The organism is Cyanobacterium sp. T60_A2020_053 (assembly GCA_015272165.1).
Taxonomy (GTDB): domain Bacteria; phylum Cyanobacteriota; class Cyanobacteriia; order Cyanobacteriales; family Cyanobacteriaceae; genus Cyanobacterium.
Genome location: JACYMF010000030.1, coordinates 75340 through 91598, shown reverse-complemented (window position 1 = coordinate 91598; position 16259 = coordinate 75340). Strand labels below are relative to the sequence as shown.

At 37.1% G+C, this 16259-nt stretch carries 10 protein-coding genes and 1 tRNA gene; 8 read left to right on the top strand and 3 right to left on the bottom strand.

Features of this window, described 5'->3' with window-relative positions; genetic code table 11:
* Positions 1–308: 308 nt before the first annotated feature.
* Positions 309–1403: an alanine--glyoxylate aminotransferase family protein gene (locus tag IGQ45_04955; protein ID MBF2056574.1), complete on the bottom strand. Its 1095-nt coding sequence runs from the start codon at positions 1401–1403 to the stop codon at positions 309–311.
* A 202-nt stretch (positions 1404–1605) separates the two neighbouring features.
* Here IGQ45_04955 and IGQ45_04950 point away from each other — a divergent pair, with 202 nt between their 5' ends.
* From IGQ45_04950 to pcrA, 6 genes are all read left to right on the top strand, one after another.
* Positions 1606–3252 carry an NAD(P)H-quinone oxidoreductase subunit 4 gene (locus IGQ45_04950; GenBank protein MBF2056573.1) on the top strand — a complete coding sequence of 549 codons (1647 nt, stop codon included), beginning with the start codon at positions 1606–1608 and terminating at the stop codon, positions 3250–3252.
* 514 nt (positions 3253–3766) lie between these two features.
* Complete coding sequence (locus tag IGQ45_04945) at positions 3767–4444, top strand: hypothetical protein (GenBank protein MBF2056572.1); 678 nt, start codon at positions 3767–3769, stop codon at positions 4442–4444.
* Between the two features lie 157 nt (positions 4445–4601).
* A tRNA-Arg gene (locus IGQ45_04940) sits at positions 4602–4675 on the top strand.
* A 55-nt stretch (positions 4676–4730) separates the two neighbouring features.
* The gene (locus IGQ45_04935) at positions 4731–5831 is read left to right on the top strand and encodes a trypsin-like peptidase domain-containing protein (protein ID MBF2056571.1); all 1101 of its coding nucleotides are present in this window, start codon (positions 4731–4733) and stop codon (positions 5829–5831) included.
* Between the two features lie 148 nt (positions 5832–5979).
* Positions 5980–7170, top strand: a complete 1191-nt coding sequence (locus IGQ45_04930; GenBank protein ID MBF2056570.1) for a glycosyltransferase family 4 protein — start codon at positions 5980–5982, stop codon at positions 7168–7170.
* Between the two features lie 322 nt (positions 7171–7492).
* Positions 7493–9817, top strand: a complete 2325-nt coding sequence (pcrA, locus tag IGQ45_04925) for a DNA helicase PcrA (GenBank protein ID MBF2056569.1) — start codon at positions 7493–7495, stop codon at positions 9815–9817.
* Between the two features lie 200 nt (positions 9818–10017).
* Here pcrA and IGQ45_04920 read toward each other — a convergent pair whose 3' ends face one another.
* On the bottom strand, positions 10018–10917 hold the full coding sequence (locus IGQ45_04920; protein MBF2056568.1) for an FkbM family methyltransferase: 900 nt from the start codon (positions 10915–10917) through the stop codon (positions 10018–10020).
* Positions 10918–11055: 138 nt separating this feature from the next.
* Positions 11056–11391: a transposase gene (locus IGQ45_04915; protein MBF2056567.1), complete on the bottom strand. Its 336-nt coding sequence runs from the start codon at positions 11389–11391 to the stop codon at positions 11056–11058.
* A gap of 266 nt (positions 11392–11657) precedes the next feature.
* Between IGQ45_04915 and acnB the strand changes: the two genes are divergently transcribed.
* Positions 11658–14270, top strand: a complete 2613-nt coding sequence (gene acnB, locus IGQ45_04910) for a bifunctional aconitate hydratase 2/2-methylisocitrate dehydratase (protein MBF2056566.1) — start codon at positions 11658–11660, stop codon at positions 14268–14270.
* A 311-nt stretch (positions 14271–14581) separates the two neighbouring features.
* Complete coding sequence (locus tag IGQ45_04905; GenBank protein ID MBF2056565.1) at positions 14582–16210, top strand: ATP-binding protein; 1629 nt, start codon at positions 14582–14584, stop codon at positions 16208–16210.
* Positions 16211–16259 lie beyond the last annotated feature (49 nt).

Sequence of the window (16259 nt, the reverse complement as noted above, 5' to 3'; positions counted from 1 at the left end):
CGATTTTTTTGTTGGTTCGTTTACATCCCCCGTTGATTTCAGTGGGTATTTTTTTTGTTGAGAAATTCAACGGGGGTCTTTCACTCACATTTCAAGATAAAATTATTAATTTTTGAGGTTGTTATGACCAATTTTTAATTAGGGTTCGCTGAATAAATCAAAACCATCTTAAAACAAAAGTTTTAAGCATAGCTGTAAAGGTGTCAGGTATAGGGTATTAGGTTGGAAAATTACACCTGAAACCTGCAACCTGAAGCCTGAAACCTACTCACCTTTGCCCCTTGCCCTTCACCTAATGTCTAATAAAACTAAGCTAATTCTTTTAAAGTGGCTTCTAAAGAAGATAAAGCAGTTAAAACATCCCTTTCACTGACAAAGCCTAAGTGACCAATACGGAAGATTTTACCTTTAAGATGATCTTGACCACCAGCTAAAGCAATGTCATATTTTTTCGCCATAACTTTGCGAATGTCCTCCGCTTGATAGGTGACGGGCGCTACGGCTGTAATGGCTAAACTAGCGCACTCATCCTCAGCAAATAAAGGTAATCCTAATTCTTTAACTTTGGTTCTGGTGAGAGTTGTTAAGGCTTGATGACGGGCAAAAATATTGCTTAATCCTTCCTCTTTCATCATCTGTAAAGATGCTTGGAGGGCAAACATTAAATTGATGGGAGGAGTAAAAGGAGAACTATTTTCAGCATTAGCTTTTTTATAAGAAGCTAAATCAAGGTAGAATTTTGGTAAAGTGGCGGTTTCATAAGCCTTCCATGCTTTGTCACTCACAGCAATAAAACCTAAACCGGGAGGAATCATATAGCCTTTTTGGGAACCAGAAGCCACCACATCTAAGCCCCAATCATCAATAGGAACATTTACCGCTCCTAAACTGGTGACAGCATCAACTATAATCAATGCTTCGCCGTGCGCTTTAACGTATTTATTAATGGTTTCTAAGTCATTTAATACTCCCGTGGAGGTTTCCGAGTGGGTAATAATAACAGCTTTGATTTTTTTCTCAGTATCCGCTTCTAGTCTTGTTTTGAAGTCTTCTGGGTTTAAAGGTTGTCCCCATTCGGCGGTAATTTCTTCTACTTCTAAGCCAAATTTACGGCTCATTTTTACCCAGCGCTCTCCAAACTTACCATTATTCCCTACTAAAACACAGTCACGGGCGCTGAGGAAATTAATAATACCAGCTTCCATGGCCCCTGTACCTGAAACACACAGGGTTAAAACCTCATTGCTGGTTTGATGTAACCATTTTAAATTGTCGTTCAATTCGGCAATAATTTTACTAAAGTCACCGCTACGATGCCCGATGGGGTGTTGCGCCATCGCTAATAATACTCTTTCCGGAACTGGAGTAGGTCCCGGGATCATTAACATTAATTTATCTTGCATATCATTTTCTATTTAACATAACTCTAAAGCCTCGTCACCGTCAATTATCCATTGTCCATTGTCCATTGTCAATTATCCATCGTCCATTCCTTCAGTAATCTTAATCACTTTCACAAAAAATACTTATTCACACAAATTAACAAAACTTTACCTAGTCATAGTAAAATATACTCACTAATAAAAAAATAATGATAGTAAATATATGATAGCGGCTCAATTTCCTTGGCTCACCGCAATGATCGCACTCCCTCTGGTGGCGAGTTTACTTATCCCTTTCTTTCCAGATAAAGACGGCAAAACTTTGAGATGGTATGCGTTAGGGGTAGGCATCGCTGATTTTGTCTTGATGTGTTATGTATTTTGGCAACACTACGACATCAACAATGCCGATTTACAGTTAGTAGAAAAATATAGTTGGATTCCTGAAATTGGTTTGAGTTGGGCGGTATCAGTGGATGGTTTATCCATGCCCTTGGTGTTATTAGCAGGTTTTGTGACTACTTTGTCCATTCTTTCGGCTTGGCAGGTGGATCGTAAACCGAAATTATTTTATTTTTTAATGTTATGGTTATATGCGGCGCAAATTGGTGTATTTGTTGCCCAAGATGTTCTTTTATTATTTATTATGTGGGAACTTGAGTTAGTTCCTGTTTATTTATTAATTTCTATTTGGGGTGGGCAAAAACGTCGTTATGCTGCCACTAAGTTTCTTTTATATACTGCTTTAGCTTCTATTTTTATTCTCATCGCTGGTTTAGGTATGGCGTTGACGGGCGCTGGAGATATTACTTTTGATATGGTGGAGTTGGGCTTAAGGGATTATCCTTTAGGTTTAGAATTGTTACTCTATGGTGGTTTGTTGGTAGCTTTTGGTGTCAAACTAGCGGTTTTTCCCCTTCATACTTGGCTACCTGATGCCCATGGGGAAGCATCTTCTCCCGTATCAATGGTTTTGGCAGGTGTATTGCTGAAAATGGGCGGTTATGGTTTAATTCGTCTCAATTTGGGTTTATTACCTGATGCCCATGCTTATTTTGCTCCTCTATTAGTGATTTTAGGGGTAGTTAATATTATTTATGGCGGTTTTGCTTCTTTTGGGCAAACTAATATGAAGCGTCGTTTGGCTTATTCTTCCGTGTCTCACATGGGTTTTGTGCTAATTGGTATTGCTTCTTTTTCTGATTTGGGTATCAGTGGGGCGATGTTACAAATGCTTTCCCATGGTTTGATTGCTGGTTTGCTATTCTTCCTTGCTGGGGTGACTTACGATCGTACTCGTACTATGTTTTTCGATGAAATGGGTAATATTGGTAAGGTGATGCCAAAAGTTTTTGCTTTATTCACGATGGGCGCTATGGCTTCTCTGGCTTTACCCGGGATGAGTGGTTTTGTCAGTGAGTTGGCTGTATTCGTAGGTTATAGTAATAGTGATGTTTACGGTAGCAATTTCCGCACGATAACAGTAATTTTAAGTGCCGTGGGTTTAATTCTTACTCCCATTTATCTTTTATCTATGTTACGTCAGTTGTTTTACAGTTCGGATCAAACTCTGATGTGTAATGTGGATGTATCTATGGATGCTTTTAATGCAGATAATGATGAAGCGGTGTGTTTTGGTACTAATTGCGTTTTACCTATGTTTGCTAAATATGAGGATGCGAAACCGAGAGAAATTTTTATCGCTGTTTCTTTTTTAATTCTGATTATCGGTATTGGTTTATATCCCAAGTTGGCAACTCAGCTTTATGACGTGAAAACCGTGGCTATTAATACGGAAATTCGTCAGTCTTATGAACAAATCGCTGTCACTAATACTCGTTTTGTAGCTGATTTTGCTGAGAGTAATTAACAATTGATAATTATGGGGCTTTTGTGAAACGTGTTTTGGGCTGGAAGCTCGGTAATTTGGTGAAATTGTGGAAAATGTTTAATGTTGGGTTACGCTTCGCTAACCCAACCTACGAGTTTTAATTAGGGTTTGCTGAATAAATCAAAACCCTTGTCAAATAAAGGTTTAAGCACAATAAAACTCAAAAAAAGTGCCAAAAATAATCTTTTTTCGCCAAAGAATCTGTATTTCTGATCCCCTAATCAAAAATTTTTGATACAAATAAGCAATTTATGAAAAATAAAGATTTGGCTTAACTCTTTAATGTATAAGCATTTCACCTGAAACCTGACACCCAAAGCCTGACACCTCCCCTCACCAAAATACTTTTTCAGCAACCCCTAATTATTGGTTTTGCCTTTCCTTGTTACAGGGGAGGGCTTTTTTAATTGTTGATTAATGGAGTGATTTTTGTTTTAAAATAGTATTAACTTTTGTTAACGATTTTTCACAAAACTATTTCTTTTTATTCATAATGTCATTTTTTAAACCGCAACAGCCGATTTTACAACTAAAACGTTTATCATTGAGTGATGAACAGTTACAGTTAATGAAGTGTCGGCAGTTCAAATCTCCATGGTTTTTGCCTCTCTGTGGACTTTATACTTGTATTGATCAAAGTATGGTGGTTTGGGGGGTTATTTGTGGCGTTATTTTTGTCAGCGCCCATCTCTTTCCTCTTAGTTGGCTGAATCAAGCGATTATTTGGACTATTTTAACGGTGGTGGGCGCTGGAATTACCTTAGTTTTAACTTACGGTTGGAGTAAGGTGGAAGGCTTACGGTGGTTGTTGTGTGCTTGGCTTATTTTAATGGTGGGGGGGGTGTGCGCTACGGATTTTGCCATTCTGCTTCATTGGGGATGGTTACTATTAAATTTGTGTAGTTTTTGGTTAATTTTAAGTAGTATTGGTTATCTTTTAACGGGTTTTGCTTTACATTCAAGGGCTTTCTTTCTTGCTTGTTTTATTCATCTGGGTGCAATTTTCTTTCTTTCTGTGGTTTCTCCATGGCAATTTTTATTTACTGGTATTGTCATGATGAGTAATTTATTCATTTTTGCGGAAGGGCATTGGGATATGATTTTACCCCAATCAAAAAATGATCATGATCATTCTTTGATTGTTGCTGAAAAGGTTTTTTTAATCGAATAATAAAGGTTTTAAAACCCCGTCTTTTAAAACGTGAGCAAAGAAACACGGTAACTCAAGCTATTTTTAAATTTACCTTTGTCCCTTGCCCTTTTCCTTTAGGAAGGAAGTAGTTTTTGTTTCCATGTTTGATAAAAATTGTTAAAATATATTAAGTTTTGGGGCTGTAGCTCAGTAGGATAGAGCAGTCGCCTCCTAAGCGACGGGCCGGTGGTTCGATTCCGCCCAGTCCTGTGTTTTTGAATCTCTCAGGGATTCGAGCTTTTGAATAATTGTTAATTATTTGTATATGAATCACATCAAAAAATTTACTTATAGTTTGTTCAGCTTTTTATTAGCTATCCTTATTCTCTTTCCTACCGGAGTGGGGGCGCTGGAATTAGGCAAAGATAGTTTTGTGGCTCAAGCTATTGATAAAACTGGTTCGGCGGTGGTGCGCATTGACACAGAAAAAACTGTTAATCGTGAACTAGACCCCTTTTTTAACCCATTTTTTGATGATCCCTTTGGGGGTGGAATGTCACCACCAAAAAAAATTGCGGGACAAGGTTCTGGTTTTATTGTAGATAGTGATGGTTATATTCTTACTAATGCTCATGTGGTAAGTGGTGCAGATAAGGTAACGGTTACTCTGAAGGATGGGAGAAGGTTTACAGGGCAAGTTACTGGCACGGATCAAATTACTGATTTGGCGGTGGTAAAAATTGATTCAGACGGTAATTTATTGCCTACAGCGCCCCTCGGTGATTCTGACCAAGTTAGGGTAGGAGACTGGGCTATTGCGGTGGGAAATCCTGTGGGATTAGACAATACTGTTACTTTGGGTATTATTAGCACCTTACATCGTTCGGCGGCAGAGGTGGGTATTAGCGATAAAAGAATTGATTTTTTACAAACTGATGCGGCCATTAATCCCGGTAACTCAGGAGGCCCATTACTGAATGCTGATGGGGAGGTAATTGGTATTAATACCGCTATTCGTGCGGATGCGATGGGTATCGGTTTTGCCATTCCTATTAATAGGGCGAAGGAATTACAACCCGTGTTGGCATTAGGGCGGGAAGTGCCTCATCCTTACATTGGCATTCAGATGGTGGATATTACCCCCGATTTGGCGCGCCTCAATAATGAAGACCCTAATTCTGCTTTTCTTCTTCCTGAAGTACAAGGGGTTTTAGTGGTACAAGTGTTTAATAATACTCCGGCGCAGAAAGCTGGTATTAGGCGGGGAGATGTGATCACTAAAGTTAACAATTTGCCGTTGAAGGGCGCTGGGGAGTTACAACAGTTGGTAGAAAAAGTGGGAATTAATCATGATCTTGGTTTATCTTTACTGAGGGGAGAAAATTCTCTAAATGTTAAAGTCAAAACCGCGCAATTAAATTCTTAAATAATTCACAATAATTGTCTAACAAGGGGTTTAAACCCCTTGCCAAAGATTTAAGCATAATAAAAATTTTTGTTCTTCTCAATAAAATTGATTATTATAAAACAATCGATAATAATAGGGAACAGTCAATCGACAAGGAAAGGATAACGTGAAAATACTGGTACTGGCATGGGAATTTCCGCCAAGAATCGTAGGAGGTATCGCTCGTCATGTAGCAGAATTATACCCTGAAATTGTTCGTCTCAATCATCAAATCCACTTGATTACAGTAGAATTTGGTAGCGCCCCTCGCACTGAAACCGTGGAGGGTATTAGGGTTTATCGAGCGCCCGTCACCCCCCATGACCACTTTTTTCAGTGGGTCAAAAACATGAATGATAGTATGTATCGACAGGGGGAAAAACTCATTGATAAAATTGGTACATTTGATTTAATTCATGCCCATGATTGGCTGGTGGCACAAAGCGCCATTAACTTAAAATTTCGCTACAAAATACCTTTAGTGGCAACCATTCACGCTACGGAATATGGCAGAAATAATGGTATTCACAACGAAAGTCAAGCCTATATTTTTCAAGAAGAAAATCATTTGATTTATAATGCTTGGCGCGTGATTGTCTGTAGCAACTATATGCGAGGGGAAATCCGTCGAGTTTTCAACTGTCCAGAAAATAAAATAGACGTAGTTTATAATGGCATTCGTGCGGAAAAGAAAAAACATCCCCCCTATTTTGACCATCAAACTTTTCGCCGTCGATTCGCTAATGATGAAGAAAAAATTGTCTATTATGTCGGTAGAATGACCTATGAAAAAGGGGTACAGGTGTTATTAAATGCAGCGCCCTCCATCCTTCATCAAACCCATGGCAAGGTAAAATTTATCATCATCGGTGGTGGTAATACTGATACTATGAAAGCCCAAGCGGGAAGATTAGGTATTTGGGATCGATGTTATTTTACTGGATTCATGTCCGATGATGACCTCGATAAGTTTCAAACCGTGGCGGATTGCGCCGTGTTTCCCAGTCTTTATGAGCCTTTTGGCATTGTGGTGCTGGAAAGTTTTGCCTCAAAAGTGCCTGTGGTGGTGTCTGACACGGGGGGATTACCAGAGGTGGTGCAACATGGCAAAACCGGCATTACTACCTATGCTAATGACTGTCATTCCCTCGCTTGGGGCATTTTAGAGGTGTTAAATAATCCTGAGTATGCTCAAATGTTAGTACAAAATGCCTATGATGATGTTAAACATCGTTTTCACTGGTCTAAACTTGCCCAACAAACTGTTATGGTTTATAGTCTTATTCTACAACAACGGCGCACTACCACTTGGCATTAAAAGGGCAAAGGGAAAAGGGCAAGGGGCAAAGGTTTAAATAGGGGTTGCTGAAAAAGTATTTTGGTGAGGGGAGGTGTCAGGTATCGGGTGTTAGGTATTAGGTGAAAGAATTGACAAAAAAATATCTTAATTGATTTTTTCGGTTCAATTTTTTATTCCAATTATATCATCGTCTGAAAATTACACCTGAAACCTGCAACCTGCAACCTGAAACCTGCCCTTTCAACTGTTAATGTCTATCAATATTGAGGTTTGATGACAAGTTGCATGGTCAGGATAATGGTTATAATGAATGTAAAAACCTTTGATTTCTGGTAATTTGATGACTACTACCCCTGATTTTCTTCAACATCTTAACAGCGCCCAACGCCGTGCCGTCGAACATTTTACTGGACCTTTATTAGTGGTGGCGGGCGCTGGTTCAGGAAAAACAAGGGCTTTAACCTATCGTATCGCTAATTTAATTAAAACTCACCAAGTAGCGCCCGATAATATTTTAGCGGTGACATTTACCAACAAAGCCGCGCGAGAAATGAAGGATAGAATCGAGTTAATTTTTGCTCAGGGGAGGGCGCTGGAAAGACATCAACAACCCCTCGAATCATTAAGCGAATTAGAACAAAAAAATATCAAATCAAAAGTTTATCGAAGTGTCATTAAACCCCTTTGGGTAGGCACTTTTCACAGTTTGTGTGCCAGAATTTTACGCTTTGACATCAATAAATATCAAGATGAAAGAGGTAGAAAATGGGAGCGTAATTTTACTATCCTTGATGAATCAGACGTACAAAGCATCATTAAGCAAATTGTCACCAAAAAATTAAACCTTGATGACAAAAAATTTGACCCTAAAAAAATGCGTTATGGTATTAGTAATGCTAAAAATTTAGGTTTTTCTCCCAAACAATTTGCCTTAGAAAATAATGACTATAAAGGTCGAGTATTAACAGAAATTTATGAAGAATATCAAAACGAATTAGCTAAAAATAACGCCCTTGATTTTGATGATTTATTATTAATTCCTGTGCGAATTTTTGAGCAAAATGAATCAATATTAGGTTATTGGCATCAACAATTTAGACATATTTTAGTAGACGAATACCAAGATACTAACCAAATTCAGTATCGCTTAATTCAACTTTTAGCTACTAATAATGAACCTAATAAAAAAGAATGGAATTGGCAAAATCGTTCTATTTTTGTGGTAGGAGATGCCGATCAATCTATCTACTCTTTTCGCATGGCAGATTTTACTATTTTGTTAAATTTCCAAGATGATTTTGGCGATGGTTTAAGGGATGATGAAACAGAAAGTATGGTAAAATTAGAGGAAAATTATCGCTCCAGAGAAAACATTTTACAAGCCGCTAATCATTTAATTGAAAATAATAGTCAAAGAATTGATAAAGTATTAAAAGCTACCCGTGATACAGGGGATAGTATCTACTGTTATCGGGGTGATAATGAAAGGGAAGAAGCCTCCTTTGTAGTTAGAAATATTGAAACTTTAGTCAGAGAAAATCCTGAATTAAGTTGGGGCAAATTTGCAATTTTATATCGTATTAATTCTCAATCAAGAGCTTTTGAAGATGAATTAATTAGACGTAATATACCATACAATATTGTGGGGGGTTTTAAGTTCTATGAAAGGAAAGAAATCAAAGACGCTTTAAGTTATCTAAGACTAATTGTTAATCCTGCTGATACGGTTAGTTTATTACGGATTATTAATACTCCAAAAAGGGGTATCGGTAAAACTACCATTGATAATTTGGTTACTGCTTCTCAGGAGTTGAATATGCCTTTATGGGAAATCATTAACGATCAAACCACCGTTAATACTATAGCTGGTAGAGCATCAAAAAAAATTACTGAGTTTGCCGAGATTATTAAAAGTTGTCAAGAAAACTTAAAAGAAACTTCAGCAGATGCTATTTTACAGGAAATTTTAGACACTTCTGGTTATTTACAAGATTTACAACAACAAGGCACAGATGAAGCGGATAATAGGCGAGATAACCTCAATGAGTTGCTTAATGCCATGTTGCAGTTTCAGGAAGATAATGAAGATAATAGCCTCGAAGGATTTTTGAGTAGTGCGTCTCTTTCTTCAGATTTGGATAACTTAGACGAAGGGCAGGAAATGGTATCGTTAATGACGTTACACTCTGCTAAAGGTTTAGAGTTTCCCATCGTCTTTTTAGTGGGATTTGAGCAAGGTTTATTACCCCATAATCGTAGTTTAAATGATCCTCTTAGCTTGGAGGAAGAAAGACGTTTATGTTATGTTGGTATTACAAGGGCGCAGGAGCAGTTATTTTTAACCCATGCCAGAGAGCGTTATACTTGGGGAAATGTGGATTCCTGCGCCCCTTCTCAATTTTTAAGCGAGTTACCGAAGGATTTACTCTGCACTAATGTGAAATCTCATTCTCCTGTAATGGTGAAAGAAGTTGAGGAAAAGGTGGATGATACTCCTTTTGATTGGCAAGAGGGAGATCGATTGTACCATCCTACTTTGGGTTATGGGGTGGTAATCAGTATTTTAAGTTTAGGAAAAAAGACTACTATTGTGGTTAATTTTGAGGTGGGGAAAAAGATTATTAATCCTAATCACAGCAAGATTGTTAAGGTAATGGATAATTGACAATTGATAATTGATAATTGATAATTAATTATTTCGTTTTGAGTTATTTCAAGTTTGTTTGAACACTTACAAATTAGTAATATCAATGTCTTAGTTCAATTTATTGAAAGATCGGGCTATTAGCCGTGTAATTCATTACACGGTGGGTAAAGTGCGAAGATATAATCTATTTGTAACTAATTATCCGAACTTGATATTATTCAATAAAATTTGGTTAATTCAGAAAAGTTATAGGCTGGATTATTGCCATGTTGCTTTGTTAAAAATAGTAAAATTTCCACTGCATAATCAGGATAACCAAGAATATCAGAGATACAAGCTAATTTTAATAATTGCTGAGGTTGAGTTTTAAATATTGAAGAAGGAGATAAAAAAATATCTCGCAAATATAACGCATCTGCCCACAAAAGTTGACCTGTTTTTTCTTTAGAATATATCTCAGAAACGGATCGAGGGCGCCGACACATGGGATGTTCCATAATTAAATCAAATAAGCTAAAGTCATAAGGCTGTAAAAATATATCAATATCACTAAATAAGGGTTGATTTTTATACATTTTTGTAAATTCTACTTCTAATTCTAAAGCTAAAATAGTTTTGCTTAAAAGATGGAGGGCGCCCTTCACCACATCCAATTCTGCCCCTTGTACATCAATAGATAAAAAATCAATTTCTGTGATATTTTCCTGCTGACAAAAAATATCTAATGTGGTAGTTTCTATTTCTACAGAAAAATCAAGTTCAAAATGTTCTCCAAATCCAGCAAACCTTTGTAAATACTCATGATTAGGCTCATATAAAGAGGTGCAGTCAATGCCTTTTGTCACATATAATGTTTTTTCTGTAGGTGATTCACTTAGTGCTAAAGGGAAATGTTTTTCCCACCAATTAATGTTTCTTTGTTTGAGATTTTCATTGGCAATTAAACAAGCATCTTCGTCAGCATCAAAACCATAAATTTTCAAATTTGGAGCTAATATCTGCCACTTTCCGCTACCAAAATCATCTTCTATTCTCATTTTACGAGAACCGACAATAAAAATAGTAAATTCTAAGCCTTGTAAATAACCTTTTTCCTTTAGCTTTGATACTATTTCCATAGTGATTTTTGACTTTGGTTAATTAATTTTTAGATTTAAATCTAAGTTATTTTAATAATAAATTTTGTCGTTAATTTTGGTTTTATCTGTTAAGTTGTAAATAACTAAAAAAGCGGAAACTATTGCTTTATGTCAGGGCTATTTCATTCTAAAAACTTCTATAAGTTTATCTAATGATTGAGAACAAAGCCGTTGTGCCTGAGCCATATTAGTCCAACCATATTCTCTATAAAGATTTAGTGCCATATTTCGTGCTTGTACGAATAATCCTACTAACGGACTGGTTCTAATTCTTGATGCATCTTCTCCCTGAGTTACATCTCTTACATAATGAACCTTGTTCTCCACCCCCCAATAGCCACGAATTCTCCTTGCCAAATTTTGGGCACCTTCCTCTAATGACGTTATATAATATCTTGTCTCTTCCGTTACCACTAACATATCTGAATAAATCTCTATTCGTTCTGATTCCACTTTTATTAATGTTTTTAGCCCTGGCCATTGTCTAAAAAAGATAGAAAGTTACCCACTTGAAATTCAATAAGCATGATTGATATTATCACCTTTTTTTATTACGCTAATACTTAAATATTAGAGCATAACGTTAATAGAATGCAATTTTTGACTCAAACGAAAATCTATAAATCAATCAAACCTTGATAGACTTGATACAAAACCCTTGTTCATGACCTTGATATGCTTAAAATAGTAAATTATAGAAAAAAATAAGCATAAATACTATGACTTGGTTAGAAACATACCATCAACACGCAGAAGAAAGAAGTAAATTAGGTATTCCTCCGTTACCCTTAAATGCCCCTCAAACCTCACAACTATGTGAAATGTTGCAGAATCCCCCAGAGGGATTAAAAGAAGAATTATTAATGCTACTGCGTGACAGAATCCCCCCCGGAGTTGACGAAGCATCCTACGTTAAAGCTGGATTTTTAACCGCTATCGCTAAAGGTGAATTAACCTCCCCCGTCATCTCTAAACAAGGCGCTGTGAGTTTATTAGGCACAATGATGGGCGGTTATAACGTGCAATCCCTGATCAATTTATTAAAATCCAAAGATACTAATGTCGCCTCAGAATCAGCAAATGCTTTAAGCAAAACCCTGTTAGTATTCGATGCCTTTAACGATGTCTTAGAATTATCGGAAACTAATCCCTATGCTAAACAAGTAATTGACGCATGGGCAAATGGTGCATGGTTTATCAGTAAGCCGAAAGTGCCTGAATCCATCACCGTGACAGTGTTTAAAGTTGAGGGAGAAACCAATACAGATGATCTATCCCCAGCGCCCTCCGCCACCACCAGACCAGATATTCCTTTACACGCACTGGTGATGTTAGAATCAAGAATGCCCGACGGGTTAAAAACTATCGCTACATTGAAAGAAAAAGGGCATCCTGTCGCTTATGTCGGTGATGTAGTTGGTACAGGCTCATCTCGTAAATCCGCCATTAACTCCGTATTATGGCACTTGGGCGAAGAAATTCCCTTTGTACCCAATAAAAAATCTGGCGGTTATATCTTAGGAGGTAAAATTGCACCCATTTTCTTTAATACTGCCGAAGATTCCGGCGCCCTCCCCATCGAATGTGACGTTAACCAATTTAACACAGGGGATGTTATCACCATTTACCCCTACGAAGGCAAAATCACCAACGAAAACGGCGACACCTTAACTACTTTTACCCTCAAACCTGAAACCATTTTAGATGAAGTGAGAGCAGGTGGCAGAATACCCCTGTTAATCGGGCGCGCTTTAACCGATAAAACCCGTCAGGCTTTAGGATTAGCACCTAGTACCCTTTTTGTACGCCCCAGCGCCCCTGCTGATACGGGTAAAGGGTTTACTTTAGCTCAAAAAATGGTCGGTAAAGCCTGTGGCGTGGAAGGCATCCGCCCCGGCACTTCTTGCGAACCAATGATGACTACGGTAGGTTCTCAGGATACTACAGGACCTATGACCAGAGATGAGTTAAAAGAATTGGCTTGTTTAGGTTTCAATGCTGATTTAACCCTGCAAACCTTCTGCCATACCGCCGCCTATCCCAAACCTGTGGACATCAAAACCCATAAAGATTTGCCTGATTTCTTCTCCAATCGTGGTGGCGTTGCCTTACGTCCGGGGGATGGTATCATTCACTCTTGGTTAAATAGAATGTTATTGCCTGATACAGTCGGCACTGGGGGCGATTCCCACACTCGTTTCCCCCTCGGTATCTCTTTCCCTGCTGGTTCTGGTTTAGTGGCTTTCGCGGCGGCGTTGGGCGCTATGCCTTTGGATATGCCTGAATCGGTTTTGGTGAAATTTACGGGGGAATTACAACCGGGTGTTACTTTGCGCGACATCGTTAATGCGATTCCTTGGGTGGCAATGCAGGAAGGCAAGTTAACCTACGGGCAAGGCGACAAAATCAATGTCTTTAACGGGCGCATTATGGAGATGGAAGGTTTACCAGATTTGAAGGTAGAACAGGCTTTCGAGTTAACGGATGCTACGGCGGAGCGTTCTTGTTCTGGTAGTACAATTAAACTAAGTGAGGAAACGGTAGGGGAATATCTGCGCTCTAATGTCAGCTTATTGAAAAATATGATTGCAAGGGGTTACGCTGATGCGCGCACTTTGTTGCGCCGTATTGCCAAGATGGAGGAGTGGTTGGCTAATCCTGCTTTGATGTCTGCGGATGAGAATGCGGAATATGTGGATACTATCACGGTTAATCTCGATGAAATTAAAGAGCCGATTGTGGCAGCGCCTAATGATCCTGATAATGTTAAATTAATGAGTGAGTGCGCTGGGGATAAAATCGATGAGGTGTTTATCGGTTCTTGTATGACTAATATTGGTCATTATCGGGCAGCTGCGAAAATTCTGGAGGGCGCTGGTACTGTGAAGGGGCGTTTATGGATTTGTCCTCCCACCCGTATGGATGAAACACAGTTACGCAATGAGGGGGTTTACGGTGTGTTTGCCAGTGCTGGCGCGCGCACGGAAATGCCGGGATGTTCTCTCTGTATGGGTAATCAAGCCCGTGTGGAGGATGGCGCTACGGTGTTTTCTACTTCTACTCGCAATTTTAATAATCGCATGGGCAAGGGCGCTAGGGTTTATCTCGGTAGCGCTGAGTTGGCGGCGGTGTGCGCTTTGCTTGGTAAAATTCCCACTGTGGAAGAATATATGGCGATTGTTAATGAAAAAATCGATCCATTTAAGGGTGATTTATACCGTTATTTAAACTTCAATGAAATCGATAATTTTGAGGATGAAGGGCGCGTTATTGCCTTAGAAGATATGCCGAAAATTGAGGACATTTTAGGTATGCCAGTCGGTGCTAAATAATTAATTTTTAGGTGGGCACTGCCCACCAATTGCAACGTGTATTACTACAATATAATATTTTTTTAAGAAAACTTTGAAAAAATAATCAGCTATTTAACTGTGCTTAAATTTTTAAAAATCCCATAAGATAGAATATGCCTCAAAAAAATAATCCAGATCAATTAACATTATTTTCTGACTTGTTTTCCCAATCTCAAAAAGAAGAGGAAAAAACTGATGTTTCTCAACCAAATTCAACTAAGAAGAAAAAAAATAAGAATACATCTAAATATCAAAATGTTATAGAAGAAAATATACCTCAGCAAAAAGAAATAATTGAAGAAAAAAAATCTAATAAAGAAAACATAGGTTTATTTTTACCCTTTACTTATGAAGATATTATCAAAAAAATAGGTGAAAAAAAATCAAGACTTCCTGATTTAATCGTTCCTGTTACTGAATTTGAAGAACAAATAATTCAAGTCTTAGCCGATATGAAATATAATGGTTATTTACTCTTTCTGTATGGTGTTTCTGGTGTTGGAAAATCAACTTTTATTAGTTCTTTACAATTTCAAAGACATATTCCAATATCACAAATAGCTCCGATTGATGCAAGTAAATTAGTGGCAGAGATAAATTCACCTTTAAAGTTACAAGAATTAATAAAAGCTATAAAATCGGAAATAAATAAATTTTTTTCTGAGCATAATGGTGATGATGGTCAATTATGTATTGTTATTGACTATTTAGAAAATTTATCAGATGAGGATCAAAATAATGTCAGAGCATTTTTTCGAGATTTAAATAGTTTACTTCGTAAATCTTCTGTTTTAATTATTTGGCCTGTAACAGTTCAAAAAGATTTAGACAATATGCAAAATTTGGCTAAAAATTACTCTAGTACTATATTTCATAGAAGACTACCGTATATCAATTTTACTGGACCACCCCTTAATGAATATGCTAATATAGCAAAAAAAACAATTATGTTATTGAATGATGGTAAAAGTTGTTATGAATTTCAGTTAAATGATTCTGATTTTGAAAAATTAAAAAATGATTATGAAAATAAACCAACCGAAAAACGTCTGATTAGAGATTATTTAAAAGATATAAAAAATTTATGGGAAGAAAGAACAAGATATGTTTCTGAATTAATTAAATCGATACCAAAACCGACAGAAGTATGGTTTATTTTTTCTTATCCAAAAGCGGAAGATGTTATTGCCCGTTTTGCTAAACAAACTCCAGAAATAATAGAAGAAATGTGGAATGCTGATTATAAATCACTTTTTGCTTATATTGGGAATAATCAAAGGGAAGCTACTTGGAAACCTCAGCGTCTCACACTTGCATTGAGTACTTATTTACTTACAACGAAGATAATGTATTTACCCACAAATGCTTTCGTTAGCTGTATTGCAGGTTATTTTCAAGAAGCAAATATACCCATAGAAAGACCAGAATTAATTGATAAATGTGGAAATTATCGTATTCATCCTAGCTGGTTTGGGAAAAAAAGAGTTGAAAACACTCTGAAAACAACTCCTCTGTTTTTGCAACTATCTAATATTCCAACCAGACCCGGTTTTCGCTCAAGTGGAGCAGTACCTACTGCATTGACAAATGCTCAACAACCCTTTGAACAATTCAATAAAGATATTTCTAGTAAAAAAATAAGTGATCAACGCTTTAATCATGCTATTTGTTTAGCGTTAAAAGACGCATTTAAAGATGATTTACAATTAACATTTAAACACGAAGTTCCACATCCATTTTTACGCAATATTAAGCCAGATATATTGATAGAAAGTGAGAGAAAACTTATTTGTTTAGAGTTTTGTTATACAAATAATAATACTCCTGGATATGTTGCGGATTATGTTTTAAGAAAACTAGATAAGTATATGAAACAAATTGAAGATAATTTCGGGCTTCCTGATGATTTTTCTTGGTAAATAATAAAACAGTAAAAATCATAATTTTAATAAAAATGGATATAGTATT

Coding starts and splice junctions, on each gene's coding strand:
- IGQ45_04955 (MBF2056574.1), bottom strand. CDS start 1,403: ATGCAAGATAAATTAATGTTAATGATCCCGGGACCTACTCCAGTTCCG.
- IGQ45_04950 (MBF2056573.1), top strand. CDS start 1,606: ATGATAGCGGCTCAATTTCCTTGGCTCACCGCAATGATCGCACTCCCT.
- IGQ45_04945 (MBF2056572.1), top strand. CDS start 3,767: ATGTCATTTTTTAAACCGCAACAGCCGATTTTACAACTAAAACGTTTA.
- IGQ45_04935 (MBF2056571.1), top strand. CDS start 4,731: ATGAATCACATCAAAAAATTTACTTATAGTTTGTTCAGCTTTTTATTA.
- pcrA (MBF2056569.1), top strand. CDS start 7,493: ATGACTACTACCCCTGATTTTCTTCAACATCTTAACAGCGCCCAACGC.
- IGQ45_04920 (MBF2056568.1), bottom strand. CDS start 10,917: ATGGAAATAGTATCAAAGCTAAAGGAAAAAGGTTATTTACAAGGCTTA.
- acnB (MBF2056566.1), top strand. CDS start 11,658: ATGACTTGGTTAGAAACATACCATCAACACGCAGAAGAAAGAAGTAAA.